This is a genomic window from Pseudotabrizicola algicola (assembly GCF_010915705.1).
Lineage (GTDB): Bacteria > Pseudomonadota > Alphaproteobacteria > Rhodobacterales > Rhodobacteraceae > Pseudotabrizicola > Pseudotabrizicola algicola.
The window spans coordinates 37399-64365 of record NZ_JAAIKE010000011.1 but is presented as its reverse complement, the minus strand read 5'-3'; the positions used below and the strand labels follow the sequence as shown (position 1 = coordinate 64365).

At 59.4% G+C, this 26967-nt stretch carries 23 protein-coding genes and 4 pseudogenes; 12 read left to right on the top strand and 15 right to left on the bottom strand.

The genetic code is table 11. From position 1 onward, the window contains the following. The first annotated feature begins 9 nt into the window (after positions 1-9). The 4 genes from G3572_RS19830 (at position 10) to G3572_RS19815 (ending at position 3210) form a co-directional block, all read left to right on the top strand. Positions 10-921: an amino acid ABC transporter substrate-binding protein gene (locus G3572_RS19830; protein ID WP_164615139.1), complete on the top strand. Its 912-nt coding sequence runs from the start codon at positions 10-12 to the stop codon at positions 919-921. Between the two features lie 63 nt (positions 922-984). After that, positions 985-1716 (top strand): amino acid ABC transporter permease, encoded by a 732-nt coding sequence (locus tag G3572_RS19825; protein WP_164615137.1) that lies wholly within the window; start codon positions 985-987, stop codon positions 1714-1716. A gap of 2 nt (positions 1717-1718) precedes the next feature. Next, on the top strand, positions 1719-2411 hold the full coding sequence (locus tag G3572_RS19820) for an amino acid ABC transporter permease (protein ID WP_011578820.1): 693 nt from the start codon (positions 1719-1721) through the stop codon (positions 2409-2411). A gap of 67 nt (positions 2412-2478) precedes the next feature. Next, positions 2479-3210, top strand: coding sequence for an amino acid ABC transporter ATP-binding protein (locus G3572_RS19815; RefSeq protein ID WP_041544187.1), 732 nt, complete (start codon positions 2479-2481; stop codon positions 3208-3210). Positions 3211-3379: 169 nt separating this feature from the next. On the opposite strand, the gene G3572_RS22410 is transcribed toward G3572_RS19815, so the two are convergent. After that, a complete protein-coding gene (locus G3572_RS22410) occupies positions 3380-3655 on the bottom strand; it encodes an IS66 family transposase (RefSeq protein WP_164615135.1) in 276 nt (91 codons plus the stop codon). On the opposite strand from G3572_RS22410, the pseudogene G3572_RS19805 reads away from it, so the two are divergent. Beyond that, positions 3654-4040 (top strand): annotated as a pseudogene (locus G3572_RS19805) (IS6-like element ISRsp9 family transposase); the annotation flags it as partial. The gene G3572_RS22410 and the pseudogene G3572_RS19805 sit on opposite strands and share 2 nt — an antisense overlap. Before the next feature lie 285 nt (positions 4041-4325). Here G3572_RS19805 and G3572_RS19800 read toward each other — a convergent pair. Next, positions 4326-5054, bottom strand: a pseudogene (locus tag G3572_RS19800) (IS110 family RNA-guided transposase); the annotation flags it as partial. 100 nt (positions 5055-5154) lie between these two features. Here G3572_RS19800 and G3572_RS22405 point away from each other — a divergent pair. The 4 genes and pseudogenes from G3572_RS22405 to G3572_RS19780 form a co-directional block, all read left to right on the top strand. Next, positions 5155-5253, top strand: a pseudogene (locus G3572_RS22405) (Mu transposase C-terminal domain-containing protein); the annotation flags it as partial. Between the two features lie 99 nt (positions 5254-5352). Further along, positions 5353-7053, top strand: a pseudogene (locus tag G3572_RS19790) (ISL3 family transposase). Positions 7054-7133: 80 nt separating this feature from the next. After that, positions 7134-8180, top strand: coding sequence for a vitamin K epoxide reductase family protein (locus tag G3572_RS19785; RefSeq protein WP_205518830.1), 1047 nt, complete (start codon positions 7134-7136; stop codon positions 8178-8180). Positions 8181-8862: 682 nt separating this feature from the next. Beyond that, positions 8863-10482: an ISL3 family transposase gene (locus G3572_RS19780; protein WP_435530993.1), complete on the top strand. Its 1620-nt coding sequence runs from the start codon at positions 8863-8865 to the stop codon at positions 10480-10482. Positions 10483-10622: 140 nt separating this feature from the next. On the opposite strand, the gene G3572_RS19775 is transcribed toward G3572_RS19780, so the two are convergent. The 7 genes from G3572_RS19775 to G3572_RS19745 are packed head-to-tail and all read right to left on the bottom strand — an operon-like array spanning position 10623 to position 18113. Further along, positions 10623-11507 (bottom strand): GntR family transcriptional regulator, encoded by an 885-nt coding sequence (locus G3572_RS19775; RefSeq protein ID WP_164615133.1) that lies wholly within the window; start codon positions 11505-11507, stop codon positions 10623-10625. 44 nt (positions 11508-11551) lie between these two features. Beyond that, positions 11552-13789, bottom strand: a complete 2238-nt coding sequence (locus G3572_RS19770; protein WP_164615131.1) for a N,N-dimethylformamidase beta subunit family domain-containing protein — start codon at positions 13787-13789, stop codon at positions 11552-11554. A 10-nt stretch (positions 13790-13799) separates the two neighbouring features. Beyond that, positions 13800-14141, bottom strand: coding sequence for a N,N-dimethylformamidase alpha subunit family protein (locus tag G3572_RS19765; RefSeq protein ID WP_164615129.1), 342 nt, complete (start codon positions 14139-14141; stop codon positions 13800-13802). Between the two features lie 55 nt (positions 14142-14196). After that, positions 14197-15237, bottom strand: coding sequence for an ABC transporter substrate-binding protein (locus G3572_RS19760; RefSeq protein ID WP_164615127.1), 1041 nt, complete (start codon positions 15235-15237; stop codon positions 14197-14199). Positions 15238-15266: 29 nt separating this feature from the next. Next, positions 15267-16103, bottom strand: coding sequence for an ABC transporter permease (locus G3572_RS19755; protein WP_164615125.1), 837 nt, complete (start codon positions 16101-16103; stop codon positions 15267-15269). Beyond that, positions 16100-17005 carry an ABC transporter permease gene (locus G3572_RS19750; RefSeq protein ID WP_240335650.1) on the bottom strand — a complete coding sequence of 302 codons (906 nt, stop codon included), beginning with the start codon at positions 17003-17005 and terminating at the stop codon, positions 16100-16102. The genes G3572_RS19755 and G3572_RS19750 overlap by 4 nt, the downstream gene beginning before the upstream one ends. Before the next feature lies 1 nt (position 17006). Beyond that, positions 17007-18113 (bottom strand): ABC transporter ATP-binding protein, encoded by a 1107-nt coding sequence (locus tag G3572_RS19745; protein WP_164615123.1) that lies wholly within the window; start codon positions 18111-18113, stop codon positions 17007-17009. Positions 18114-18230: 117 nt separating this feature from the next. On the opposite strand from G3572_RS19745, the gene G3572_RS19740 reads away from it, so the two are divergent. Then, positions 18231-19313 carry a DmpA family aminopeptidase gene (locus tag G3572_RS19740; protein WP_164615121.1) on the top strand — a complete coding sequence of 361 codons (1083 nt, stop codon included), beginning with the start codon at positions 18231-18233 and terminating at the stop codon, positions 19311-19313. Positions 19314-19337: 24 nt separating this feature from the next. Here the strand turns inward: G3572_RS19740 and G3572_RS19735 are convergent, their stop codons facing one another. The 6 genes from G3572_RS19735 to G3572_RS19710 form a co-directional block, all read right to left on the bottom strand. Continuing rightward, positions 19338-20732 carry an aldehyde dehydrogenase family protein gene (locus G3572_RS19735; RefSeq protein WP_164615119.1) on the bottom strand — a complete coding sequence of 465 codons (1395 nt, stop codon included), beginning with the start codon at positions 20730-20732 and terminating at the stop codon, positions 19338-19340. 35 nt (positions 20733-20767) lie between these two features. After that, positions 20768-22141: a glutamine synthetase family protein gene (locus tag G3572_RS19730; RefSeq protein WP_164615117.1), complete on the bottom strand. Its 1374-nt coding sequence runs from the start codon at positions 22139-22141 to the stop codon at positions 20768-20770. 78 nt (positions 22142-22219) lie between these two features. Then, positions 22220-23590, bottom strand: coding sequence for an aminotransferase (locus G3572_RS19725; RefSeq protein WP_164615114.1), 1371 nt, complete (start codon positions 23588-23590; stop codon positions 22220-22222). 147 nt (positions 23591-23737) lie between these two features. Beyond that, the gene (locus G3572_RS19720) at positions 23738-24577 is read right to left on the bottom strand and encodes a hypothetical protein (RefSeq protein ID WP_164615112.1); all 840 of its coding nucleotides are present in this window, start codon (positions 24575-24577) and stop codon (positions 23738-23740) included. Positions 24578-24793: 216 nt separating this feature from the next. After that, on the bottom strand, positions 24794-25435 hold the full coding sequence (locus tag G3572_RS19715; RefSeq protein WP_205518825.1) for a hypothetical protein: 642 nt from the start codon (positions 25433-25435) through the stop codon (positions 24794-24796). Positions 25436-25489: 54 nt separating this feature from the next. Further along, positions 25490-25792, bottom strand: a complete 303-nt coding sequence (locus G3572_RS19710) for a hypothetical protein (RefSeq protein ID WP_164615110.1) — start codon at positions 25790-25792, stop codon at positions 25490-25492. 167 nt (positions 25793-25959) lie between these two features. On the opposite strand from G3572_RS19710, the gene G3572_RS19705 reads away from it, so the two are divergent. Both G3572_RS19705 and G3572_RS19700 read left to right on the top strand, forming a co-directional pair. Next, complete coding sequence (locus G3572_RS19705; protein ID WP_125327830.1) at positions 25960-26280, top strand: hypothetical protein; 321 nt, start codon at positions 25960-25962, stop codon at positions 26278-26280. Then, positions 26252-26962 (top strand): lytic transglycosylase domain-containing protein, encoded by a 711-nt coding sequence (locus G3572_RS19700; RefSeq protein WP_164615108.1) that lies wholly within the window; start codon positions 26252-26254, stop codon positions 26960-26962. Before G3572_RS19705 ends, G3572_RS19700 begins: the two co-directional genes overlap by 29 nt. Positions 26963-26967 lie beyond the last annotated feature (5 nt).

Here is a 26967-nt window from a genome sequence, read left to right as displayed (position 1 = left end):
AGGAATACGATGTTGAAGAAACTTTGTGCTTTTGCAGTCGTCATGACAGCAATGTGTGGTGGTGCGTCGGCAGATGATCTCACCGGAACGCTGAAAAAGATCAAGGACACAGGAGTGATCACGGTCGGCAACCGCGACTCGTCCGTGCCCTTCTCATATCTCGACGACAAGCAGCAGCCGGTCGGTTATGCTGTTGATATCTGCCTGAAGGTCGTCGACGCCGTCAAAGAGCGGCTCAAGCTTGATAAGCTTGAGGTGCGATTTAACCCCGTTACTTCGGCAACGCGCATCCCGTTGATCGCAAACGGGACCGTTGATCTCGAGTGCGGCTCAACCTTCAATACTGCAGAGCGCCAGAAGCAGGTGGCGTTCAGCAATACATACTTTCTGACTGCAAACAGGTTCGTTGCCAAGAAATCGAGCAATCTCAGCTCGATTGCCGACCTCAAAGGCCAGTCAGTCGTGTCGACATCCGGAACGGTCAATATCCAAGAGCTGAACGAAGTGAATACGGCGCAGCAACTCGGCATGAACATCATTGCCGCAAACGACCATGCGGAAGCGTTCCTTATGGTCGAAACGGGTCGTGCGGCAGCATTCGTGATGGACGACATTCTGCTGGCCTCGCTCGTTGCCGGGTCGCGCGATCCGTCCGGCTATGCAATCTCGCAGGAGGCATTTTCCAATCCCCAACCCTATGCAATCATGCTCCGTCGCGACGATGCGGAGTTCAAGGAACTCGTAGATGACGCGACCGCCGCGCTCTACAAGAGCCCGGAGATGCTGGATATCTACAACAAGTGGTTCAACCAGGCCATCCCGCCCCGCGGGCTTAACCTGAACGTCCCGCTTGACCCGGCATTGAAGCGCGCGTTCGAGAACCCTTCCGACTCCGCCGACACGGCCTCCTACCTGCAATAATTCCAACAACTGCCTCATGGCGAAAGAACGTCGCCATGAGGCTTGGAGCGTACGGAGGGCTCTATGAACTATAACTGGAACTGGGGAATTCTCTTCCAGCAATCGCTGGATGGGTCGGGTAGTTACTTGGAAATGCTGTTGCGGGGTCTGCAAGTAACGCTAGTCACCGCAGTAGGTGCATGGCTTCTTGCGCTGGCACTGGGTTTTGTCGTCGGGGTGATGCGGACGATGCCGTCCGGGCCTGCCCAAAGGATTGCGAGCGCATATGTGGAATTGTTTCGCAACATTCCTTTCCTTGTACAGCTTTTCCTTTGGTATTTCGTGTTGCCTGAACTGCTACCGCAAAGCATGGGCAACTGGTTGAAAGCGTTGCCAAATTCGGCGTTCTGGACGACGGTCTTGGGGCTCGGCTTTTATATGTCGGCACGAGTCGCGGAACAGCTCCGTGCGGGCATCAGCTCACTGCCCCGTGGTCAGAAGCTGGCGGGTGCCGCAATCGGGCTTACGACACCGCAAACCTATCGATATGTTCTGCTGCCAATGGCATTTCGGATCATCCTGCCTCCACTGACGTCTGAGTTCCTGAACACGATCAAGAATACGTCGGTGGCACTCACGATCGGACTGGTAGAACTCACTGCCCGCGCCCGAGCCATGCAGGAATTCACCTTTCAGATATTCGAGGCGTTCACCGTCGCGACTGTCCTTTATCTCACTGTCAACATCCTGGTAACGATCGGGATGCTCTACCTTGAACACCGGGTTGCTGTACCTGGCTATACTGCGGGGCGTTAACGATGTTCTATAGTTTTGACTTCGACGTCATCGCCCGTTCTCTTCCCTATCTATTCTGGGATGGCATGCGTTTCACGCTGCTACTGACCGCGCTCGCCACCATCGGGGGGATCGTGCTTGGAACCCTCCTAGCACTCATGCGGCTTAGCTCGATCAAAGCCTTGTCGACACTCGCCGGCGGGTACGTGAACCTGATGCGGTCTCTTCCGCTCGTACTTGTAATTTTCTGGTTCTACTTCCTCGTCCCCTATATTGGGGCCTGGCTCATCGGAGCGAGCCAGCCGATCGCCGTGGGCGCATTTGCGTCGGCACTCATCACGTTCACCCTTTTCGAGGCAGCATACTTCTCAGAAATCATGCGAGCCGGAATCCAGTCGATCCCTCGCGGACAGACCGGCGCCGGGTATGCAATAGGGTTAAACTACTCACAGGTGATGGGCTATATCGTTCTGCCGCAGGCATTCCGCAATATGCTGCCGGTCATGTTGACGCAAACGATCATCCTCTTTCAAGATACATCTCTCGTATATGTCATTTCGCTGACAGACTTCCTCGGTGCTGCTTCTAAAGTCGCACAGCGCGATGGTCGCCTTGTGGAAATGTATCTCTTCGCGGCGATCATATACTTCGTGATCTCATTCGCCGCCTCCTTCCTGGTCAAGCGCCTCGAAGCGCGCACAGCAATCATACGGTGATCAAATGTCTGCTACGATCCAATCCCAAGTGTCCCCCAACACCTCGCGTCCGCTCGAAGGAGCAGCCATGATCGAACTCAGCCATGTTAGCAAATGGTACGGGCAGTCTTTTCGCGTGCTGACGGATTGTTCGACAAACGTCAACAAGGGCGAAGTTGTCGTGATTTGCGGTCCATCCGGGTCCGGGAAATCAACGCTCATTAAATGCGTTAATGCCTTGGAGCCCATCCAAGAGGGGAGAATTGTTCTCGACGGGGTTGAAGTTACTGACAAGAAGACGAATCTTACGAAGCTTCGCTCCCGGGTGGGTATGGTTTTCCAACATTTCGAACTTTTTCCCCACCTCCGAATTTATGAGAATCTCTGCCTGGGTCAGATGAAGGTACTTGGCCGGCGCCGCGATGAGGCGATGGCAAAGGCTATGAAACTCCTTGATCGAGTTGGGCTGAAGGCGCACGCGGAAAAATTCCCTGGCCAGCTTTCGGGAGGCCAGCAGCAGCGCGTGGCGATTGCGCGTGCGCTTGTCATGGACCCGATTTGCATGCTTTTCGATGAACCCACCTCAGCACTCGATCCTGAGATGATCAACGAAGTGCTCGACGTTATGGTCGAACTCGCGCAGGAAGGGATGACCATGATGGTTGTCACGCACGAAATGGGGTTTGCGAAGAAGGTAGCAGACCGCGTAATTTTTATGGACAAGGGCGAAATTGTCGAAGATGCGACGAAGAGTGACTTTTTCGGCACTCCTCGAAGTGAGCGAGCGCAAATGTTTCTTTCGAAAATACTATCGCACTAATGCATCCGACCGCCCAAACCCTCAATTACCTACATCGTTCATAGTCTTTGTGCCCTATGAATCGACTGTGATTCCTTCTTTCACGTCGATCACGGAGGCGTCAGAGATACGAGGGGAAGCCGACACCAGAGTGCCTGGTAAACGTCCGGTGAGGGTGCTGGGCGATGTACTACGGCAATAGCCGTTGAGCTTCGCGGTTTCGATGAGCGACGAGAGCGACGCCCTTGTCCGCTTCAGCAAACAACCGGTCCTTAGAGCCGAATGCGATTGGCCGGATCGCCTGTTCGGTGGCGCTATTGCCGATCTCGACAGTACTGTAGTTGAAGAAGCGGCACGGGGACGCCCAGCGCGTACTGGCGAATCGGCTCCGCCGTGCTGCTTGAGTGCGGCAGGGAGGCGTCGCCTTAACCGGCTGGTGCGGATCGAGGCAATAGTCTATCGGCATGACTGACGATGCGTCCGCCCGATACAAACGCCACCGCTTTCCAGCCGAGATCATCGCGCATGCGGTATGGCTCTATTACCGGTTCCCGCTGAGCCTGCGCGATATCGAAGACCTGCTTGCCGAGCGCGGCATTGCCGTCTCGTTTCAGACCGTCTCAGAATGGACGACTAAGTTTGGCCTGAAATTCGCCCACCAACTCAAGCGGCGGTCGATCGGCAACTTCGCAGACAAATGGCATCTCGATGAGATGGTCGTATCGATCAAGGGCAAGAAATACTGGCTGTGGCGCGCCGTCGATGCCAACGGCTACGTTCTCGATGCTCTGCTGCAAAGCCGCAGAAACAAGGGAGCCGCTCTTCGGCTGATGCGCAAATTGTTGAAGAGCCATATGTGGACGGCCCCCTCTTTGCAAGAATTCCTATGATGGTTTTGATCGGATCGCTTGCGTTCATATGTCCGGCCTGTTGTTGCGCTCGCACATGAACGCTGGCCAAGATGGTTTCCGCGACGTGGGGTCCAAACAGGTATTCGACCAGGTTGGCCATTGGCTCTTACGGAGTATCCCGCGTCTTGGATCGATCGATCACACCATCTCCTCGTTTCCTGCAAGTTCACGCGTCAGAGCAACACGGCGGCTTCTATCGTCAGTTCACCATGGCTGCCTGGTCTCTTATGCTGCGGTTGCCAACTTTGTTGTCCCATCGTCTCGGCGGTAGACCTCACCAGTCACCATCAACTTCCAGGCAATCCGGGCAATCTTATTGGCCAGCGCGACAGCGACCAGTTTAGGGGCCTTGCGCTTGAGTAATTCCGTGAGCCATGGCGAAGCATTCCTTCCGCGTCCCACTCTCACATGCCGAAGCAATGACGTCGCGCCCACTACCAAGGTTTTGCGCAATACCTCGTCTCCGGCCCTCGTAATAATACCGAGCCTGACCTTGCCCGCAGTGGAATGGTCCTTGGGCGTTAATCCCATCCAGGCGGCAAATTGTCTGCCAGATGCAAACAATTCTGGCGCCGGTGCTTTCATCACCAGGAGTGCTGCACCAATCGGCCCGACACCTGGGATTTTTGCGAGACGGCGGCAGCATTCATTGTTCCTGTACCAAGCCATCAGCTTTCCCTCCAGTTCCTTGCGCCGCTCATTCAACTGCACAAACTCAACTGCTAGTGATGCAAATAGGTCTCGTGCCAGATCAGGGATTGCGTCATCGATCCTGATGCGTTCCAGAAGCAGCGGAATATGAGACATACCTTTGGCGGCGGTCAGCCCAAACTCGGCTGCATATCCGCGAATACTATTCGCAAGCTGCGTCTGTGCGGCAACAACACGTTCTCGTAGGCCAACCAGCATCACTTTGCGCGAGCTCGAGCGGTACATCGCGCTGGACATTGTCGGCTCCTATCACCATTCGATACACGCCAGCTTGGGCCGGCCGCCGATTGCAGTATGGCGGGAGCACGAGGACGTGATACCGCTTCGACTTCCCCAGGGCCGGATGCGTTTCTGGCTGACGTTCCTGCCTGAGCAGGAACGCACGCTGCGGCCAACCGGGATTCACCTGTTCGGGCTGCGTTATTGGTCAGCTGCCCTCACCGCCGATGTTGGGCGCTCTAACCGGCGTCTCCTTGTAAAGGGGTCTGCCTCACTTTGTGTGGTTAATAGATCGTTAGCAGGCACTTCGCTATTGGCGTGCATGAGAACAAAATCAAAATGGTCGCCCGGTCCGGGCATCAAGGTCCAAAGCATCGCAACCAACGGCGACGGTGACTGGGTTGTGTCGGCTTGCGGACCATCCTCGGGCATTTGTCCAGATTGCAGGAAACAGAGCGCACGTCGGCACGGCTGGTCGTACCGCAGTCTTCAGGACCTGCCGATCCAAGGCAATGAAGTGACGGTAAGGCTTCGGTTGAGCCGCTGGCGTTGCAGTTATCGGCAGTGCGGGCGGCAAACATTCTCGGACCCGATCCCGGATATTGCCTCGCCCTACGCCCGCAGGACAAAGAGGGTCGCCAACATAGTCGGCCTTCTGGGGCACGGCACAGGCGGACGCCCGGGAGAGCGCTTGATGAACCAGCTCGGGATGCCGGTCAGCGACGACACCATCCTTCGGCACTTGAAGCGCATGGCTTTACAGATCGACGACGAGCCCCCCGCTCGGATCATCGGTATCGATGACTGGAGTTGGAGGAAATCGTGGCGCTACGGCACGATCATCGTTGATCTCGAGCGCCGAAAGGTCATGGACATTCTCGAGGACCGGAGCGTGGCGAGCGTTGCACAATGGTTGAAGCGGCATCCCTCCATTGAGGTGGTCAGTCGAGATCGATGCGGGCTATACGCGCAGGCTGCTCGTGAAGGTGCCCCGCAAGCGTCTCAGGTGGCTGACCGCTTTCATCTCTTCCAGAACCTGCGTCTTGCGATCGAGGAACAGATGAGCCTCTCCGGCCGAGCTACAGGCAGGGCACTGCTGCCAGACGAGGACATCGAGACTGATCATGACGATCGAGCTTTGCATGAGGAGGCGCCTGGAATGCGGTTGCGCAATCAGCTTCGACGGACACATAGGCAGTCCCGGAAGGAGGTGTTCGAGACGGTGCACGCCTTGAGCAAAGAAGGCCTGACCTGCTCGGAGATTGCGCGTCGCACTGGATATGGCCGCCGCAGCATCGCGAAATGGCTGACGTTTGAAACGCCACCCGACCGACGCAGGGGAGCGTTGCAGCCGACATCTCCCCTGTATTTCGAAGCCTTTCTCACCCAATGTTGGAAGGACGGCAACCGCCGTGGACGGCATCTGTTTCATGACATCAAGCATCGCGGGTACACCGGCAGCTTTTCAAATCTTGAACGCCTCCTGGCAACCTGGCGCCGCGCCGAGAGACCGGAATAGGATAAGGATGATGCGGCGCCGGCTCGGATTGGCCTCGTCGACAGCACACATGATAATGCGCCCGTGCGTGATCCCCACACTGGTCACTTGATCTCGCCGGTTGTCGCCGCTGCTCTCTGCATCAAGCCGCGCGGCGCGCTGACCGTCAATCAAGAGCGGAAAGTGGACGCCCTCAAGCAGGGATCAGATACCTTTGCGACTTTGCGCAGCTTATCCATGCGGTTTCGCGGAATATTTCATAGCCGAAATTCGGCAAGGCTCGAAGATTGGATTGATGATGCCATTCATTCTGGCCTGGTTTTCCTGGCCCGTTTTGCCCGCGTCCTTCGCCGCGATATCGACGCCGTCTGTAACGCCATCGACCTGCCTTGGAGCAATGGTCAAGCGGAAGGTCAGATCAACCGACTGAAGACGATCAAGCGCGCTATGTATGGCCGAGCGGGTGCAGAGCTTCTCAGAGCGCGGATGATGCCCATCCAATTGTCCGATCTCCACACAAAGTGAGGCAGACCCCGATTAACTGCAAAGCGACACCACTCATCTTCTGGACCCCAAACGCCGCCGTTTATGCCAATGACACATTGGTGGGCGCACTCGTGATTACTTTTGCCATCCTCGTGCCGATGATGCCAGGCATGAGCCACGAAGGCATGATGGACTCCTCCGACATGCCCCCTGGCTGGACCTATTCGCCCTCAACCTATTTGCAGCGCCTGCCGATCATCGCGCTTGGCGCCATTGGGTTCGTTATTTCCCGCGTGCTTGCCGCCTATCAGCTGGGCCATATCGATGGCGTCTGGGAACCGTTCTTTTCCGGCGATGCGGTCCGGAATGGCACCGAGTATATTATCACCTCGGACGTTTCCAAAGCCTGGCCAATTGCGGATGGTGGTCTGGGCGCCACCACTTACATGTTTGAGGTGTTAATGGGCGTCATGGGAGGCCGCGCCCGCTGGCGTACGATGCCATGGATGGTCCTCCTGTTCGGCATTGTCGTCGTGCCGCTCGGTGTCATATCGATCTACTTCATCATCATTCAGCCGATCGTTATCGGCACTTATTGCACGCTGTGCCTGCTGGCTGCGCTCGCGATGCTGATCATGATTCCATATTCGCTCGATGAGCTCGTGGCGATGGGGCAGTTCCTGGTCCTAAACAAGCGGCGCGGACGACCGTTCTGGCGATCCTTCTTCAAGGGCGACGCGCTGCCCGGCAGCGGCGAGGACAAGCAGTCCGGCTTCGATTCCGATCTCGGGGGCACCATCAAGTCGGCGACCCGTGGGGTGGCTGTACCGTGGACGCTCGTTGGAAGCGCTGCCGTTGGCCTTTGGCTGATGTTCAGCCGTCTAGCGTTCGGTACCGAGCCACCGATGGCGGACAGCGATCATCTGGTCGGCGCGCTCATTGTCACCGTTGCCGTGATGGCTATGGCGGAAGTCGCGCGGCCCTTGCGCTTCATCAACGTAGCCTTTGGGCTGTGGCTGATTGCGTCGCCCTGGCTGCTTATCGGCGCGGCGCCGCTCGCTTCGGGGGCAAGCGTTATCACCGGCATTCTCCTGATCGCCCTTAGCCTGCCGCGCGGTCCCCGTAGTAAGGAGCATTATGGGAGCTGGGACCGCTATGTCGTGTGAGCCGTGAGAATCCGCGGCTTGTCGCGACATGGCAATCATCAGCCCGGCGCCCGGCTGAGCACGTCGATAATCGGGCAGTCGGCAGCCGTTCCGCCCTCACAGCTTGCGGCCGTATCGGCAAGCGTACGCTCCATGCGCCGAAGATCGGCAATCTTGAGCCGAATATGCTTCAGATGGGCCAGCGCCGCCTCCTGCACATCGCCGCAGGCGTAACGTTTAGCCTCGCCTTTGCGCGGCGCCCGGGAATAGGGTCCATCAAGGTGTAGAAGGCCAGCGGCGGCAACGTGACGACCTGTCCGTCAGGCCCTTCGAAACGGATCAGGTCCGCGGCCCGATCCTGGACTTGCATGGCCGGGAACGACGATACGCGCCGGTGTGCTGCCGAGGAAGGTATGCCTCATGCGCGACCTGAAATCGGCGGGACCGCAAAATGGAGCGCTGCGCCAGCAATAACCCGCTTGGATCAGCTTGTGCCATAGTTCCCGCAGGTATCTACGGCGCACGCGGTCTCCGTCAGCAGCTCGTCGCTAAGCAAAAACAGATCATTCAGACGTTGATCGCTCAGGCGATAGTGGACAAAACGGCCGCGCTGCTCGCCGGTGTCGCGTAGCCCTTGATTCGGGTCATCCTCAAATTGTGTGTCACGGTCTGACCGAGTTTCACAGATTGAAGGGATCAGGCCGTGGTATCGAAGAAGCATTGGGCTCCAACCGCCAACGTGGAGGTTGGTGAGGTCCGCCAGTCTGAGACGGGTGCATGGGTCGTATCTGGCAGACTGGCTCCGAATGGCACCTGCCCTGAGTGCGGGACGCCCTCAAGACAGCGACATGGTTGGAGGTGCCGGCGGATCGAGGATTTTCCTGCTCAGGGCCAAGCGGTTTGGATCGAGCTCAGGGTTTGTCGATGGCGATGTTTGAACTCGGATTGCCGCCGCCGCACGTTCTCCGATCGCGAGGCGGCGGTGGCGACCCCTTATGCGCGCCGGACGTCTCGACAGGCGCAACTCTTAGGCCATGTGGCGCACGCCGCTGGCGGCACCCCAGCTGAACGGCTCTTGCGGCGACTGGGTATCCGGGTCAGTGACGATACTATTCTCCGACAGTTGCTACGCGCAGCTCAAGTTGTTCCACCACGCGCACGGATCATCGGGATCGATGATTGGAGTTGGCGAAAGTCGCAGAACTACGGGACGATCATCATCGACCTCGAGCGTCGCGCCGTCATCGATGTTCTCGAAGATCGTGATGTCGTCACATGCACCGACTGGCTAAGGCGTCATCCTGAGGTGGAAGTCATAAGCCGGGATCGCTGCGGTCTCTACGCCCAAGCCGCCCGAAAAGGAGCGCCGCAGGCGGAACAGGTCGCCGACCGGTTTCATATCGTGCAGAACCTTCGCATGGCCATCGAGGAGCAAATGAACTTGCACGGTCGCGCGACTGGCAGAGCATTGCTCTCCGATGCAGACAACATCAGCACGGCCAGTAACCTTCTGAAGTCACGTCTTGCGCACCGCAAGTCTCGCGAGGAGATATACGAGACAATTCGGGCACTTCGGCAGCAAGGGCTGACGTGCAGCGAGATCGGGCGGAGGACGGGGTTTCCCCGACGTAGCGTCGCGAAATGGCTGCAGTTCGAGACGCCACCGGACCGAAAGCGCGCGGTCCTCAAACGCTCGTCTGCATGGTATTTTGAAGAGTACCTGAAGCAACGCTGGGAGAACGGTATTCGCAGCGGCAATGCACTGCTCCCTTTGATCCAAGAACGTGGTTACGAGGGCAGCCTGTCAAACTTGCAGCGGCTCTTGGCCGGATGGCGCAGAGCCGAAAAACAGGAACAGGAGGGACCCATCAAGGAAGATCAGATCCTTGCACCGGTCCGGGACCCGGAAACCGGGCACGCGATTTCCCCGGTTATAGCGGCCGCACTCTGCATCAAACCAAGAGGAAAGTTCACCTTGGAACAGGCGAGAAAAGTCGAAGTTCTCAAGGAAGGCTCGCCTGCCTTCACAACAATGCGGCGCCTCGCCATGCGTTTCAATGGCATCTTGCGTGGTCGAAAAGCAGACCCGCTGCCCGCCTGGATCGACGATGCGATCGAAACGGACCTGGCGCCCATCGTGCGGTTCGCCCGAACCTTGAACAGAGACATTGATGCGGTCAGGAATGCGATCGAAATGGAGTGGAGCAATGGTCAAGCCGAAGGCCAGATCAACCGATTGAAGACCTTGAAGCGCGCGATGTATGGGCGAGCCGGCCCGAACTTGCTCAGGGCCCGAATGCTTCCTCTGCACCACACAAATTGAGGATGACCCAATTTAAGGGCAACGCGACAACTGGAGAAGATTCTTACTCGATACACACGCTGAATACCCAAGCGCGGCTGCGGTGTTCAAACTTTGCGCCGAGTTTTTCTGCGTAAGGTATCGCGAGCGACGTTGATGCCTCATCGGCCGACCGTGAAGGAGGGTGGGGCCGCCTTGGCTGCCTCTAGGTGCTTTCGCATTATGTTAGCCGCGTAGGTGCGGTCGCCCGCATGCAGCGCATCTAGGATTTCGACATGCTCTTGGCATGAGCTGTTCAAACGGCCAGTATCGATCAGGGATGCATATTCCAGAAGCCGTCTCAGCCTGTTCTGCTGAGCAACGGCCTGTACGACGAACCCGTTGCGTGAACAGCCTGCGATAAACAGGTGAAACTCCTCGTCCAGCCGAAACAGTTCGGCTAGGTTGTGCTCCTCGTCGCTCAGGATACGATTGTGGCGAGCGCGGATCGCCGCAGCACCCGCCGCATCGAAAACGAAGCTCGGCTGTAGTATCGCGCCTGGTTCGATGAGCAGCCGGAAGTCATAGCTCGCGTCGTTGGATTCTAGCGTGTTTAGCGTCGGTTCGAACTGCCAGCCGTATCCCGGCATCCGCGAGATGATCCCTTCGTCCGACAGAGCCGTTAGGACCCGGGTCAAAGTCATCTTTCCTAAGTTGTACCGCAACCGGAATGACTTTTCTGAGATCTCCCGCGGAACGCGGCCCTCGAACCAGTCTTTCGCGATCTGCTCCCGAATCTGGTCTTCATCCTCTAGCGGCAAGTTCTCCAACGTAGTCCGCGCTGAGCCACTGTCGAGCGCTACCTGCATGCCGCGACTGCCCCCGCGAGCCGCCGCGCCAAGACCGGCAAGCTGAGACAGGGCAGCTCGCACCGGGCTCCGTGACACGCCGAACTGCGACGAAAGCTCCACTTCCCTGAGGGGGTCGCCCAGTTTCAGCGTACCGTCCACAATCAGCTCAAGCACCTGGCGGACCAGCCTCAGTTGCAGGTCGCTCTTGGCCTCCATCGTTACATCCTGATGATTGTGTCGCGGCGTCGGGCTACTCTCTGTCAGGTTTGTTTGTCCACTGGAATCTCAAAACGAACTGGATCGTTGAATCGGCGCAAGACGTTTGCCGTGATTGCGGCAATCTCATTGTGGTAGCCGTTCCAGGCCATAGAACCCGCCCAAGCGATCGAGCCGGTCGAGAACACTGCCCCGCCTCCCTCCGTCTCGAAGAAGGTGAGGTCGGCGCGGATGATCTCGGCCTGAGTTCCCGACCATTCGGGCGTCGGGTCAAGAAGATCCTCCGGCGTCATCAGGTATATGTCCGTATGCCGGACCGACGATGCCACGACCAACGCATGAGCGGGCGTTCCCTGCGTAGCATCCGCCCGGTCGACTTCCAGTCCCGCCGCGCCCCCGCCGGCAAGGCCGAAGGCACCGATGCTCGTACCACAGTCCACTCCTTCGAAGATGAAGGCTGCGCGCGGGTTGGATGCGCTTGGGGTCAGCATGTATGGCTCCGAGATGTCGAACCCCTGCGAAGTCATCCCGACGCCGCACAACGCGTTCGGCGGCCGACCGTTGCGACGCCAGAGCCCGCCGTACTCGCCCGTGAAGGCATGGAAGAACTGGCCGTGACCGGGCTCCCACGGTCGGATGCCGGCTTCCGACCTCCGGCACTCCATGATACCCGGCATGTCCTCGTTGAAACTGACCACCCAGTAGAACCCGTTCCCCCCCAGATACATCAGTCGCCCGCCACGGTCAGTGAAGCCCTGAAGCGCCTCGATCATCTGGCGCGTGTGGTACTCCGGATGGGTGCCGGTAATCACCACATTGTAGCGCTGGAGAAGTCGCAGGCCCTCTGCATGCAGATCCTCGTCCGTAATGACGTCATAGTCCTGGTCAATAAAGTCGAGCCAACCCAGGATGTGCGTATCCGCATTGAACTGCCAGACGTTTGATCCGAACCCGCCTAGGAATGACTTGACCTTCGGCTGAAGGTCGACGATCGGACGCAGGCGCGAACTGTGGAAGACGCCGCTGCCGTCCCCGTGCACTTCGTAGACCGAAAACCCGATGCCAGGGTTGGATTGCAGAAATATGTGGTGACGGTCCATTTCAACCACGCGACCCATCCCGATCTCAGTTCCCGGCACGTCCATCCCCAGTCGGTGGTTGGCATAGGCCAAGTAGGAACAGGTTGGAAAGAGAAAGGCTACCGAGTTACCTGTGAGCCGATCTCGTGGGGGGCGCAGCGCAAAGACGCAGTAGTACGCATCCTCTTCAATCCCGTCCGGGATAAGCCTAATGGCGTAGACTCCGCTTTTCAGGTCTCCGGGCAGCGCAACGCTGAAATCGACTTCCCAGCCTGCATCGTAGAGGTCAGTCGAATGGAAATGGATAGCCGAATAGAGATCAGGCCGCTTTTTCCAATCAAGTTCCTGACCGCGCCATTGCCAACCTGTCATTGCACGGGCCGGGGCGTTGTGGATGCGCCCGTGCAGTTGGAACGGCGAGACGTCGTAGATAACTTCAGTCGTCATGCGGCGCGAGAAATCCCAGGCCGCGCGCAGGCCCGGATGACGTGACTGGGGCTCGAAATCCATCAGCAGCGCCCGGACCGTCGCATGGGGCAGGGCAGTCGCGAAAAGGGCAGGGCGGTCGATCTTGCCGTCGAAGAACGCGACCGGCTGGCCGTCGGCACCTCGGTTGGCCGCGATCAGAACCTCGTCAGCCGCACACGCGGCCAAGACCGCCTTGCCGCGAACGACCGAGGCCTTCATGGAGCCGCCCGATGAGGTGCTGTCGCATTCCATCGACAGTACCAAATCGCCCGCTTCCGATGCGGCAAAGGTCACGACTTGCCACGTATTTACCCTGGCGGGAATCTCAGCCTCAAGACGGACACCAAAGGCTTCCCCGAAGATCCTGCCCGACGGCTCGATCCCGATGCGTGCAAAGCCCGGCAAGGCGATCACGCAGCGCTCTCGCCCGTCAAGGAGCGTGGGATAAATGGCTGCGGCCAATGTGAAGGCGCTCAGGTCCGCCAGCATTCCCTGACCGGGAATGATCACGCAGGAACCGGGATGGAACCCCTTCGCCACAGCATTGCGAACTCCCCCCAGATCGAGGGCGATCGGCTCGTCGCGGTAACCCGGCCCCTCGGGATTGGTGTCGCCCTGGATGATCCGACGAAGGTCGGCGACATACTGGCGCGCACCGAAGGCGCCGACCATGACGGAAATGGACTCACCTGCTGCGACAGTTAGCTTATCGGTGTATGCAACGATCGGAAGCATCACTTGGTCCTCATGCTTGCGAAAGGGCTTTGTCGAGGTCCTCTCCCGTCAGATCTCGCCAGCGGCGACGGAACACGTCTCGCTCGGCCTCGATCAAGTCGGTGTAGATGATATCGTCGACCAGCTCGACCGGCACTCCACGCTCCAGGGGCAGGCGTCCCAGCCGCCATCTTCCGTGACGATCCTCGACGACGAGCACGTACTTGTAGCGATCTCCGGTTGCATCGGCGATACCGGATCCTCGCATCACGTTCAGCACGCGTTGCAATCCGGGGCTGTGATAACCAATGGGATCGGCAAGGAACTCCCGCGCGAATGGAAGATCGGATGTGTCGATGCGGTAGCGGCTCATCTTTGTCCCCTAATAACGGACGGGGCGACGCCGCCCCGCCACCCGCCTCTTCAGATCAATTGGTCTTGATCCGGTCCCAGGCCTTCGTGTACAGCCGCAGGTCCTTTCCCAGGTCCTCGAAAATCTGCAGCTTGGCGCGCACTTCTGCGGGAGGATTGATCGACGGGTTGCTCCGCAGGTTTTCCGGAAGGAGGTCGAGTGCCGCCGTATTTACTGTCCCGTTGGTCAAGCGCTCGGCATTCTTGGCAGCGCTCTCCGGCCGCATCATGAACTGCATGAAGAGCTTGGCATTCTCGACGTTTGGGGCGGAGGCCAGCATGCAGATGTCTTCCTGGTACATCGTCGCACCTTCTGCAGGGATTACGTAGCCGAGGTTTTCGGGGTCCTGCAGAACATTCAGCACGGCACCTACGTAGTAGTGGCCTGCCGCGATGTCACCCGAGGTCACCAGCGGGATCACATCGTAGCGAAAGGCGCCGATGTTCGGTACCTGTTCGGCGATGAAGGCCTCAGCCTTGGCGATCTCATCAGGATTGCGCGAGTTGACTGACGACCCGGTCATGATCAGTCCGACGCCGAGCGTTTCGCGCAGGTCGTCAAGCATCGTCACTTTCCCGGGGTTCGCATTTGCATAGGCGAAAAACTCATCCCAGCTCTTCAACTCCGGGATCAGCTTCTTGTTGTAGAAGATGCCGACCGCGCCCCAGGCATAGGGCATGCAGTAATCGCCGTTGGGGTCGGCCTGCGACCGCAGGGCGGCCGGATCGATATTCTCCCAGCCCGGCATCTGGTTGGGATTGGCCGGCTGCAAAAGGCCCAGCTGCTGCATGATGTCGTGCATGTGGACCGACGGCCAGACCAGGTCGTAGCCTGCGGCGCCTGCCTGAATGCGGGCAAGCATCTCCTCGTTGGTCGAATATGTGTCCAGCGTCACCTCGACTCCGAATTCCTTGCTGAATGCGTCGATCAGCTCCGGGTTGATATAATCGCCCCAGTTGTAGAGGTTCAGCTTGCCTTCCGCGGCTGCCCCTTGACTCATCAGCGCAAGCATCGCGGCCGAGCCGAGTGTCCGAATAGCCTTCGATGTCAGTGTCATGCAGGTCTCTCCCGTGTTGGTGTTGGTTTTCATGGTTTGCGATTGCGCAGGATCAGGCCGATGCTGGCGACGATCAGCGAGAACAGCAGGATCAAGACGGCAAGTGCCGTGATCTGCGGCCGCAGGCCCCGCCGCATCATCGCCAAGATGAACAGTGGCAGTGTTTGCGAGCCGACGCCCGCGATGAAGTAGGTGATCACCACGTCGTCGAGCGAGATGATGAAGGCCAGAAGGAAACCGCCCACCACGCCTGGCATAATCTGCGGCAGCGTCACGCGCCGGAACGTTGTGAGCGGTCCGGCACCCAGATCGGCCGAGGCCTGCTCCAACGTGGTGTCCATGCCCGCCAGCCGTGCCGACACGACGACGAAGACATAGCTTGATAGAAAGGTCACATGGCCAATGATGATTGTCATCAGGCCAAGCTCGATCCCGACGCCGACGAAAAAGATCAGCAGGGCGATCCCCAGCACGATGTCCGGGACAAGCATCGGCAGCAACAGCAACGCCTGATAGAACCGCTTGCCGAAGAACTTGTGCCGCGCAAGCGCAAGCGCCGTCGCAGTGCCGATCACCGTCGCCGCACTAGCCGCCGACAGGGCGACGACAAAGCTGGTCCGGATCACGTCGAAGATGCGCTCGGGCGATTCCGTAAAGGCGGCATCGAAGTTGCCCTCGACGCTCGCTCCCTGAAAGATCGTAGCATACCAGTCCAGCGTGAAGCCGGTCCATTCGGCGACGTTGATCGGGTTGGCGTTGAACGAGAAGGCGACGATCAAGCCCAGCGGCAGGTAAAGGAAGACGAGGAAGAGGACCCCGTAACCCTTCAGCAAAGCCGACCACAACATCTGGCGCTTGTTCTTCATGCTGGTCTCCCGCCCTTTGCGCGACCGGCTTTGACGGTCTGGATCATCAGCACCACGACGACCGATGCCATGATCAGCAGTGCCAACGCCGAGCCGAATGGCCAGTCCCGCGACTGAAGGAAGGAGCGCTCGATGAGGTTGCCGGTCATCTGGACCTTTGCCCCACCCAGAAGAGAGGGCACGATGAAGTTTCCAAGGGCAGGGATGAATACGATGATCGAACCCGCGACCATCCCGGGTGCAGTCAGCGGCAGAATGACACGCAGAAAGGTCTGGATTGGGCTTGCCCCGAGGTCCTGCGACGCCCGCACCAGCGAGAAGTCGAGCTTTTCCACGTTCGCGTAGATCGGAAGGAACATGAACGGCGTGAAGATGTAGACCATGCCCAGAACCACTGCCGTGCCCGAGAACAGCAGATCGAGCGGTTGGGAAATGATTCCTGCAGCTTCCAGCGCCGTGTTCACAAAGCCGGTCGGTCGTAGAAGCAGCAGCCACGCATAAATCCGAATGAGCAGGCTGGCGAAGAAGGGCAAGGTGATCAGGAAAAGGACGAACCCCTTCCAGCGTTCGCTTCTGCGGCTAACCCAGAACGCCGCCGGGTAGCAGATCAGCAGCGAGAACACGACCGTCATCAAGGCATATTTCAGCGACGTGGCGAATATCTTCAGGTAGATCGGGTCGAATTCCTCATAATCGTTTAGCGGCCATCCCAGAATGCGACCGTAATTATAGGGATACCAGGTCCACTCCACGCCCCCGTAAAGTCCCGGCTCCAGAAAGCTGTAGACAACGACGATTCCCAGCGGGATCAAAAAGAATATCCCCAGAATGATCGAGATGGGCGCGAGCAGTAGGAGAAGCGCGTTCCGCTTCCGCGCCGCCATGAAACGATCGCCCGCCATGTCAAGCGCTCCGCATCGGAATCAGGTGGCCGGACGCCGCCGAGTAGCCGATGCGGACCTCGGCACCCGGAGCGATGTCGCTGGACCCGCGCCGGGTATGCGGATGCGAAACAAGCGCTGTACGTCCGTGCCCGATGTCGGCGTGGACCTGCATTGTCGAGCCCACGAAGACTGTCTCCCTGACCCGGCCTTCGATTGCCGGAACGTCGGCATCGCCCGTTTCGTCCCGGGCCAGGATCGTCAGATGTTCGGGCCGCAGAACAAGCCTTACCTGGTCACCGACCCGAAACGCCGTGCTGGTTGCCGCCAGCCGCCGCCCGTTCCCAGTCTCCAGGATCACCCGGTCGCCGCTTATGGACGCGACGGTGCCCGCGAACATGTTCGACGTCCCGACAAAATTCGCAACGAATTCGTTTGCAGGCTTGTCGTAAACCTCGGTCGGGGTATCCAGTTGCTGAAGCCGTCCCTGCGCAAGCACCGCAATTCGGTCGGACATCGCAAGCGCTTCTTCCTGATCGTGCGTTACGAAGACGAATGTGATCCCCACGGCATGCTGCAGGTTCTTTAGCTCGATCTGCATGGTCTCGCGCATCTTTCGGTCCAGCGCCGACAGAGGCTCGTCTAGGAGAAGGACCTTCGGCTTCAAGACCAGCGACCGGGCAAGTGCGACGCGTTGTTGCTGGCCACCCGACAGTTGCGTCGGACGTCGTCCTCCAAACCCCGAGAGCCCCACCAAGTCCAGCGCCTCGCCCGCGCGGCGGTCACGCTCGACCTTAGATACACCAGCCACTTCCATCCCATAGGCCACGTTCTGTTCGACCGTCATGTGCGGGAACAGTGCATAATTCTGAAAGACCGTGTTGAACGGCCGCTTGTGCGGTGGCACGCTCCGCAGACTTTTGCTGTCCAGGATTAGATCACCACCGTCCAAATCCTCGAAACCAGCAATGCACTTCAACAAGGTGGTCTTGCCGCAACCGGACGGACCTAGCAGCGTGAGAAATTCATTGTTCCTTATGTTGATAGTAACATCGTCAAGTGCCTGAACCGATGAGCCTTCGGGTGTCTGGTACACTTTGCGGGCAGAAAGGATCTGCAGGAACCCCATATGGTCAACGCTCCCCGATGAGTCGTTCTTGTTTTTTGCTATAATCAAAATACATAAGATCCGGAGTCTGGCAAGAAGTTTAGCGAACTCACGCCAAGCAAGTGAAGGAATGCCGAAATGATGCGCAAACGTGCTCGCGAACTGGGCTGGAAGTTGACAGGAAGGACGGGGCCATCGAACGCAATAACCGATGTTGCAGGAGTTCTGGTGGGCATGACGACGCTCCTTCAGCCCGAAGGAAAAGTGCGAACCGGCGTTACCGCGATCTTGCCGTTCGGCCACAATCCCGTGCCACAGATTGCCCACGCCGGTCTGCATGTTCTGAACGGAAACGGCGAAATGACCGGGGCGCACTGGATCAGGGACGCCGGACATTTCCTGGGCCCGATCTGCATCACCAACACTCATGCCGTCGGAACGGCGCACCACGCCGCGACTAGGTGGATCGTTTCGCACTACGGCGAGGCATTCCGTGACAATCACCTCTGGGCCATGCCGGTCATCGCCGAAACATACGACGGCGTTTTGAATGATATCAACGGCTTCCACGTTTCGGCCGACCACGTTCTTTCGGCAATCACCGGCGCACGCGGAGGCCCTGTGACGGAAGGCAACTCTGGCGGCGGGACCGGAATGATCTGCTACGAGTTCAAGGGTGGCACCGGCACATCGTCGCGCCTAGTTCGGATCGGCGACCGTGAGCTCACCTTCGGGGTCCTTGTCCAGGCCAACCACGGCAGACGGGAATGGCTTACAATCCTTGGCGAACCCGTGGGCACAATTCTGACCGAGGATGCGTTTCTGGGTCAGGAACGCGGATCGATCATCGTCATCGTCGCCACCGATGCGCCCCTGCGGCCAGACCAGCTTTCCAGACTTGCACGCCGCGCCGCAATCGGGATCAGCCGGTCCGGAACGCCGGGAGGCAACAGCTCAGGCGACATCTTCCTCGCCTTTAGCACGGCGAACGGACGGCCGTTGCCGCAGTTCGATACCACCGTTCAGACATTCCGGCACCTGAATGACGAACAAATGGACCCGGCATACGAAGCCGTAGTGCAGGCCACTGACGAGGCGATCCTGAACGCGATGCTGGCGGCAGAGCCGCTGACCTCGATAAAGCCTGCCGGGCTCGTCTGCCGCGCGCTCGACGGTCCTGCCGTTACCGAAGTCCTGCGCCGGGCTGGAAAAGCTGACTGATCCGGGCTGGCCCGACGCGCCTCTTCAATCCGGCTGTGTCCTGAAATGGTAGGACTTCAGTCGCGTCAGGTGAGCGTAGGCATGCGTTGACAGCGAACACCCACGCCCGGTGTCCTTGACGCCAGTCCAGGCAAGGCCCGGATCAAGGTAGTCGCAACGATTGGCAAAGCATGTCCCAGTTTCCATCCGACGCGAGATTGTCTCGGCAACCGCAAGGTCCCTCGTCCAGATGGAGGTGGTCAGGCCATACCGGCTTTCGTTCATCAGCCGCACCGCCTCGTCGTCGCTGTCCACCGCCATGATACCGACTACAGGGCCAAAACTCTCTTCCGTCATCACCCGCATCCCGTGCGTCACGTCGACCAGAACTTGCGGCGCGAGATAGGGCGTACCCTCTTTGCTCGCCGGAAAGTCGGCTGGCGCGATTAGTGCCCGCGCACCTTGTGCTACGGCGTCGGTGATCTGGCCCCGCACGAAGTCCGCTGCCTTCGTGCTGACAACCGGGCCCAGCGTCACATTCGGGTCGGTCGGATTGCCCAGCCGATAGGCCCTGACAATAGCGACCACTTTGGCGACGAAATCCTCATAGACAGCCTTGTGCACGTAGACGCGTTCGATCCCGCAGCATGACTGACCGGAATTGAAGAACGCCCCATCCACGATCTGCTCTGCCGCGAAGGCGACATTCGCATCGGCGCGGACATAGGCCGGATCTTTTCCGCCAAGTTCCAGATCAATGCCGCTGAAACTTCCCGCGTTTGCCTTCTGCAAGTCACGCCCGACCTCAACCGAGCCGGTGAAGACGGCATGATCGTGATGCGCCTCCCCGATCAGCCGGGTGGTGTCGCCGTTGGTCGTCATCAGCAACTGGAAGACCCCCTCCGGCATCCCGGCTGCGGCAAAGGCCGCTGCAAACCGCTCTCCGCAAAGCAGCGTCTGTGCCGAATGCTTCAAGATCACTGCGTTCCCCGCAGCAAGGGCCGGGAAGATCGCATTCGTCGCGGTCAGCAGCGGAAAGTTCCAGGGCGCGATCACCAGGACGGTTCCTAGCGCCTCACGACGGATCGTCCTAAGCGCCAGGCCGTTCAGTGGAAGTTCATCCTGGGCCAGCGCCTGTCGCGCGATGCCAAGCATATAGCGCGCGCGCTCCTCCAGCCCCCTAATTTCCCCCACCGCCTGCGAGACCGGGCGACCCATCTGCCAGGAGATCTCAAGCGCGATCGCGTCCTGGTGCGCGACGAAATAGTCCACTGCCCTGCCGAGCATCGCGGTCCTTTCCGCAAGCGGTATCGTTTCCCAGCCAGCCTGCGCGGCTTTGGCCCGGGCAAAACTCTCCCGTCCTTGTTCGAGGGACATCGCGGTCCGCTCTACATGGACGCTACCGTCGACAGGGGACACGCATTGGATGATGGCATTCATTCGTCGCTCCAGTTTGCTTAGTCCTGCCACTTCGGTCAGAGGATCTCGAAATAGCGCTTCAGCTCCCAATCCGTGACCGCACGGGCGTATTGGCGTGCCTCGAACAGGCGGGAGTCCGAGAAGTGGCGCACGAAGGCCGGGCCGAATAGATCGATGGCCGCCTCGGACTGCTGAAGCAGTACAGCCGACGTCTCCAAGTTTCCAGGCAGGCGCCGAGATTCGGGGATGTCCTGGGCGTAGGCGTTTCCGACGGACCTTGCTCCTGGATCGATGCCTCGCTCGATCCCCAGAAGCCCCGATCCGATCGCGGCGGCCATTGACAAGTAGGGGTTCACGTCAGATCCCGGAACACGGTACTCTAGCCTCTGCGACTTAGGCGAGCCGGGGATGACCCTGATCCCGACGGTCCGGTTGTCGATGCCCCAGGTCGCTGCCGTCGGCGCCCAGTAGCCGGGCGTCAGGCGCGAATAGCTGTTGATGTTCGGCGCAACCATCGCGGCGAACTCACGTAAGTAGGCAAGCTGCCCGCCGAGGAAAAGCCGCATCGTCTCGCTCATCCCGTCGGGCGCCGCGGGGTCGTGGAACAGAGGCAGGCCTGCTGTCGACCAAAGCGACATATGTGTGTGGCCGCTCTGACCCGAAAGGGTCTCGTTCCATTTCGCCATGAAGGTCGCCATCAAGCCCCGCTTCTGGGCCAGTACCTTCATGAACGCCTTGAAGATCGAGGCTTTGTCGGCCATCGCCATCGCCTCGTCCACAGCGATGGCGGTTTCCACCACGCCCGGGCCGGTTTCGGCGTGCAGACCTTCCAGCGAAATGCCGATGGATCCGAAAGTGTCCAGGATTTCCTGATAGAGCCCCTCCTGCACCATCGACCGAAGAAGGGAATAACTGAAACTTCCCGGAGACAGCGTCTGGAGATCCCGGAAATCCTTCGCCTTCAGCGTGTCTGGGGTCTCTTGGAACATAAAGAACTCGAACTCCATCGCCGCACGGACCGAAAAGCCCATGCTTTCTGCCCGCGCCAGCACGCGGCGCAGAACGCCCCTCGGGCAGATGGCTTCGGCCGTGCCGGCGAACTCGCTCGCGAAGAACAGCGTCTCGTTTTCGAACGGCAGGACCATCGCGCTTTTGGGCAGAATCCGCAGGGTCACGTCTGGATATCCACTGTGCCAACCGGTAAAGACCGAATTGTCATAAAGGGTGTCGCTGACGTCCCAGCCCAGCAGGGCGTTGCAGAACCCGAAACCGTCATCGAGCGCCGACAGGAACTTGTCGCGGGCGATGTACTTGCCGCGCAGCACACCGTCCACGTCGAAGACCCCCACCTTCACATGGGCCGGATTACGTTCCCTCACCAGCGCGCGGGCTTCCTCGATGGTCGAGACGTTCAGCTTCTCTCCCGGCATTCGGGCACTCCATCAGACATAAATCGGAGGCGTTCCCCGGCTGTCACGCCGGGGCTCGGGCAGTCCGCGGCAGCTTGGTCAGAGACCGACTTCGGCGAACACTTCGGTCATGGTGTCGGCAAGAATGGCGAACATCCGGTCCATTTCCACCTCGGTCATCACGAAGGGGGGGCCAAGGACGATGGCCTGGCCAAGTGGACGGCAAATCAAGCCTTTCTCCAGCGCCTTGTTCGCGATCCGCTCTGAAATCTGGTACGACCCGTCCAGCGCAACCTTCGTCGCCTTGTCGGCCACCAGCTCCACCGCGCCCATGAAGCCAACGCCCCGAGCTTCGCCGGCATACTTGTGCTCGCCCAGCTGGCGAAGTCCCGACATGAAACGCCCACTCAGCCGGTTCACGTTCTCCAAGAGCCCCTCGGTTTCAAGCACCTCCAGCGCCTTCAGCGCGACCGCACTGCCCAGCGGGTTACCCCCTGCAGTAAAACCGTGCGGGAATTCCTCGGCCTTCTCGGACACAGCAGTCAGTGCAGCGCAGAGATCGGGGCCGAGAAGCACCGCGCCCATCGGGAAGTAGCCTGCCGTAATGCATTTCGAGGCGACGATGGCGTCGGGTTGGACATTGTACTTGTCGCTGCCCCACATCGCTCCGGTCCTGCCGAAGCCGGTGATTACCTCGTCCGCAATCAGCGGGATGCCATACTTGCGCAGGATCGGACGAATGGCCTCGAAGTAGCCTTCTGAGGGCGGTATCACCCCACCGGCACCCTGGACCGGCTCGGCGAACATGCCAGCGATGGTGTCGGGGCCCTCCTTGATGATCAACTCTTCCAGATTGCGCGCCAGCCGTTGCGAGAACTCTATCTCCGTCTCGCCGGCGCGTCCAAACCGCCAGAAGTGCGGGCAGTCTGCGTGCAGGAAGCCCGGAAGCGGCAGGCCGAACTCCGCGTTGTAGGCCTTGCCAGTCATGGAGGCGGTCGCGACAGTCACGCCGTGGTAAGCGTTCACGCGCGAGATGATCTTGCGACGTTGCGGCTGGCCGTTGCGGCGATGCAGCATCCACAGCATCTTGACGACGGTGTCGTTCGCTTCCGAGCCGGAGTTGGTGTAGTAGACCTTGCCGCTTGGGAATGGCGAAATCTCGATCAGCTTTTCCGACAGAGCGACGGTCGTGTCCGCGATACGACCGAAGAAAGCATGGTAGCCGGGAAACCTTCGCGCCTGATCGCAAAGGGCTTCGATTATCCCCCGGTGGTTGAAGCCCGCGACGTTGTTCCACAGGCCCGAGTTGGCATCCATGTAGCTCTTTCCGTGAACATCGAAGACATGAATTCCCTCGCCATGCGTTAGCACCACCGGGCCATTGCGATTCAGAGTATCAAGGTCGGTGAACCCGTGGAACACGTTGTGCATGTCGCGCTGTTCCCAGGAATTGCTAGTCTGATCCTTCATCTTGGGCTCCGGTATGTTTTTTGCATCATGCAAAATACATCCCACGCGAGGAGGAGTCGGTCAAGATGAAAGTTTTCAAGCGCGCAGGTACTCGCAGGCCCATCCGACACGCGCGATACAGCTACACTTAATAGAGTGTACAGGCCGCTATCTCGTGATTTGCCCATTCTGTACCGCCCGTCCGTGTACCGCGAGGGTCGCAGCGAACCGCTGACATCTGAACCGTTGGACGACATCGAGCACTTGGGCATCATAGGCGGCTTGGCCGATCAGTTTGCACAAATCTGATGCATGAAACTGCCAGTTCTTGCTGGGAGCAGCGGCAATAAGTCGATGCAGCTCCAGTTCTTCCGGCGTGGACCGCTTCGGTACCGCAAGCACATTTGGTTTCGCAGCAGAGTCGGGCGAAGTCCGCCACCGGCGCATGAAGCCCAGAAGAAACCCCGCGGGCACAGCTGTATTCCCCCGAGCTCTGTTGAAAGCAAGGAAGCGCTCCCAGATGACCTGCGTATCGACGTTCCAGCAGGCGAGCGACGCTTTCGCAGCTTTGATCAGATCCGCCCAAGGTGTGCGATACACGTTGGTCCCTGCATCAATCTCGATCCTTTCTGCAAAGATATTTTTGTTTTTAGACTCTCTAGATAGTGATGTGTCGCCTGAGGCTGACACGACATCTGGCAGGGCATCGGCATCAGCGGTTCCTCCGAACCGGAAGAGCCACGGCGCGAACTTACCGTTCGGCTTCCACCGGACCAAAGCCAGACTGGACGCAGCAAGTTCGACCAACAGCGCCGTCAGGTGCTGCCGTGACACCCCCATCTTTTCGGCGAGATGCGCCAGCGTGAACGCGGCCGTTCCGCGCTCCAGCCCGTTGTAGCCATCCTTCCAGGCGATCCCGTCGAGGATGATCGTCGCGAGCTTGTGCGCCGACGTGGAGAGTGGGGTTTCGGTGATGCGGCGCAGGATGGCACCGGTCGTGAGTTCCATGATGTGTCGTTCCTTCCAGGGGCGACACCAGACCGCGAAGCGTGCAAAATTTCGTTCCAGCAAAGGCATTTGCCGGTTGAACGGACCCAAAGCTCGCGCTAGATTCCCGCTACCACGAGGAAATCAGTGCGGCGTCGGGCCTATGGTCTGGCGTCGTTTCTGTTTCTAGGGGTTGCGTCTTTCGATCGTTTCGGGGAAGGTGGGTAGGCGAGGTTCTCAGTAGTGAACCTCTTCGTGTCCGTAGCTGCCTTCATAGTCGCGCCACTCGACGAAGACCGACCGGTGCCAATAGCTCCGACAGTCCGCCGGCACCGCCAAGTCTGAGGCGCTCGGCACCGCAGAAACGCTGCTCCGACGACGGCTGTACTCGCCCTGAGCGCCATAAGTGCCCATGTACACGGCGCCCCAGGTGTTGCAGTCGCCATCAGAGCTGCGACGCTGCTGGTAGGTGATCTCGAACACGCGGATCGAGCGAACGAAGTCAAACGCCGGATCGGAGATGTCGACATCTGCTCGATCCTGGACGAGCTGAAGCGCCCACGGCGTTTCCGGGATCGAGATAAGTGGCACCGGCTCACCGCGCACGGCGATGTCGAACAGTCGCTCAATCAATTTAGCCTCTCCACGAAAACTCGCACGCATCGGGCAGTTCCAGATCTGCAGTGGCGGCTCGACTGGCCATGGCGTGATCCGGGCAATGAAGACGGTACGGGCATGAGCGCATTCTGCCGAGGCTGGCCAGCCGCCTGCGAGGCAAAGAAGGATCGCGCAGTCGACGGGGTAGGCTTTCGCCGGAGCAGCAAGAGAAAGGGACAGGGCGGTCGCTGCGAGGGCGGCCGTAGCTCGTAGTCTTGTCATGGGAGTTTCCTTGGGAAGATGCCGGTAGGGGAAGGGGGACCTGAACACGCGCGATCAACCGTCCGGGTCCTCGCCAAGAGCCTGGTAGTCGTGGATCGCGCGGTTGATCTCTTCGGACACCTCGGCACGCGCAGCCTCGAGACAGCGCAGATAGACCTGTGCCTCATCGAAGTAGGCCGAAAACTCCTGCCCGATCTCCAAGCGATACTCGGCACGTGTGGCAGCATCGGTCACCGGTGCAGGTGGGACCGGCGGCAGGCAGTCCAAAGCCGTTGCATCCTGAGCGACGCCGCAGACAGGCATCGTGAACAGGGCGGCGGCGGCGAGGCAAGCGCGTCTGGAGCGGAGCAGGGGCATGCACGGTCCGGGGTTTCAAAACATGTGCATGAATTGCAAAACACCGCTATTGACGCAACAGGATTCTACCGATAGGTGAGCGCCATGTTGTGCGACGACATGTTTCTCATCAGCGCAACATGCACTATGTTCTGCCGAAAGCGTGTTGCTTCGGAAGGTGCCAACCCATGAGGAACTTGACCCCGGTGATCTTGCAGGCCGGACTTAAGGAGGCCCTGACCGAAGGCGGCATCGTCGAAGCCCTCTGTGTCGAGGACGCAAAGAAGGTTCTCAATGTCTGGCAAGGCACCTGGCGCATCCAGTTGCGCCTTGGCGACCAGACGGCCCTTCTGGTGATCTCGCGCGGGCTCGAACCACGGGAGTTCAAGACCGTCACCGGTCTGATCTCTTTCGCGGTCGAGTTGGGTCTGACCACGGTCCCCGTTCCTTTGAAGAAGGGCGAGAAGGCGACCTGGACCCATGACGCAGCGGTGGAGCCCATTCCCTGATCTGACCCTCGGCGCAGGGCTGGCGCTTTGGCTCATTGCCGCACAAGGTGCCCTGGCCGAGGTCATTGATCTGGGGACAGGGGCAGAGGACTTGCGGGTTCGGGCCAGCGTTCTCGATCTTGGCAAAAAGCTTCCCAAACGCGGCGATCCGAACAACGCCGAGTTCACAGATGATGCTAAGACCGATGCAGTTGATGATGGTCTCGTTGTGCTCGCGTCCTATGGCACAACCCCGAAGGGCAGGGGTCCGCGTGGCACAGCCGAAATCGAGGATCTCGTACTCGACGTCGGCGACGACTACCTCCGCCATCCTGCGCTGAATGCGGCGGGGCTCTCCGGGACGGAATGGCTCGCACTCTTTCGGGCCAACATCGCCGTGGAATCTGCCTTCAATCCAGATGCGCGGTCGTCTGTCGGTGCCATCGGCTTGGGTCAGCTGATGCCAGGAACCGCCGATCTCCTCGGGGTCGATCCCCATGATCCGGAAGACAATCTGCACGGCTCAGCCCGCTATCTCCTCGCCCAGCTTGAAGACTTCGGCGCTGCAGATCTTGCTCTGGCCGCCTACAATGCCGGACCCGAAGCGGTCCGCGACTATGGCGGCATTCCCCCTTATGCCGAGACCGAGGGCCATGTGGCCAAGGTTTTGCGGCTGACCAACGCAACCCTCAGTTCGGAGTAACCCCC

What these genes read in the sequence shown, in the direction of transcription:
- G3572_RS19710 (WP_164615110.1), bottom strand. Translation starts at nt 25,792, where the DNA reads ATGCCCCTGCTCCGCTCCAGACGCGCTTGCCTCGCCGCCGCCGCCCTG.
- G3572_RS19820 (WP_011578820.1), top strand. Translation starts at nt 1,719, where the DNA reads ATGTTCTATAGTTTTGACTTCGACGTCATCGCCCGTTCTCTTCCCTAT.
- G3572_RS19830 (WP_164615139.1), top strand. Translation starts at nt 10, where the DNA reads ATGTTGAAGAAACTTTGTGCTTTTGCAGTCGTCATGACAGCAATGTGT.
- G3572_RS19715 (WP_205518825.1), bottom strand. Translation starts at nt 25,435, where the DNA reads ATGACAAGACTACGAGCTACGGCCGCCCTCGCAGCGACCGCCCTGTCC.
- G3572_RS19720 (WP_164615112.1), bottom strand. Translation starts at nt 24,577, where the DNA reads ATGGAACTCACGACCGGTGCCATCCTGCGCCGCATCACCGAAACCCCA.
- G3572_RS19735 (WP_164615119.1), bottom strand. Translation starts at nt 20,732, where the DNA reads ATGAATGCCATCATCCAATGCGTGTCCCCTGTCGACGGTAGCGTCCAT.
- G3572_RS19760 (WP_164615127.1), bottom strand. Translation starts at nt 15,237, where the DNA reads ATGACACTGACATCGAAGGCTATTCGGACACTCGGCTCGGCCGCGATG.
- G3572_RS19755 (WP_164615125.1), bottom strand. Translation starts at nt 16,103, where the DNA reads ATGAAGAACAAGCGCCAGATGTTGTGGTCGGCTTTGCTGAAGGGTTAC.
- G3572_RS19700 (WP_164615108.1), top strand. Translation starts at nt 26,252, where the DNA reads ATGACGCAGCGGTGGAGCCCATTCCCTGATCTGACCCTCGGCGCAGGG.
- G3572_RS19705 (WP_125327830.1), top strand. Translation starts at nt 25,960, where the DNA reads ATGAGGAACTTGACCCCGGTGATCTTGCAGGCCGGACTTAAGGAGGCC.
- G3572_RS19825 (WP_164615137.1), top strand. Translation starts at nt 985, where the DNA reads ATGAACTATAACTGGAACTGGGGAATTCTCTTCCAGCAATCGCTGGAT.
- G3572_RS19770 (WP_164615131.1), bottom strand. Translation starts at nt 13,789, where the DNA reads ATGCTTCCGATCGTTGCATACACCGATAAGCTAACTGTCGCAGCAGGT.
- G3572_RS19775 (WP_164615133.1), bottom strand. Translation starts at nt 11,507, where the DNA reads ATGGAGGCCAAGAGCGACCTGCAACTGAGGCTGGTCCGCCAGGTGCTT.
- G3572_RS19740 (WP_164615121.1), top strand. Translation starts at nt 18,231, where the DNA reads ATGATGCGCAAACGTGCTCGCGAACTGGGCTGGAAGTTGACAGGAAGG.
- G3572_RS19725 (WP_164615114.1), bottom strand. Translation starts at nt 23,590, where the DNA reads ATGAAGGATCAGACTAGCAATTCCTGGGAACAGCGCGACATGCACAAC.
- G3572_RS19815 (WP_041544187.1), top strand. Translation starts at nt 2,479, where the DNA reads ATGATCGAACTCAGCCATGTTAGCAAATGGTACGGGCAGTCTTTTCGC.
- G3572_RS19745 (WP_164615123.1), bottom strand. Translation starts at nt 18,113, where the DNA reads ATGGGGTTCCTGCAGATCCTTTCTGCCCGCAAAGTGTACCAGACACCC.
- G3572_RS19730 (WP_164615117.1), bottom strand. Translation starts at nt 22,141, where the DNA reads ATGCCGGGAGAGAAGCTGAACGTCTCGACCATCGAGGAAGCCCGCGCG.
- G3572_RS22410 (WP_164615135.1), bottom strand. Translation starts at nt 3,655, where the DNA reads ATGCCGATAGACTATTGCCTCGATCCGCACCAGCCGGTTAAGGCGACG.
- G3572_RS19750 (WP_240335650.1), bottom strand. Translation starts at nt 17,005, where the DNA reads ATGGCGGGCGATCGTTTCATGGCGGCGCGGAAGCGGAACGCGCTTCTC.
- G3572_RS19765 (WP_164615129.1), bottom strand. Translation starts at nt 14,141, where the DNA reads ATGAGCCGCTACCGCATCGACACATCCGATCTTCCATTCGCGCGGGAG.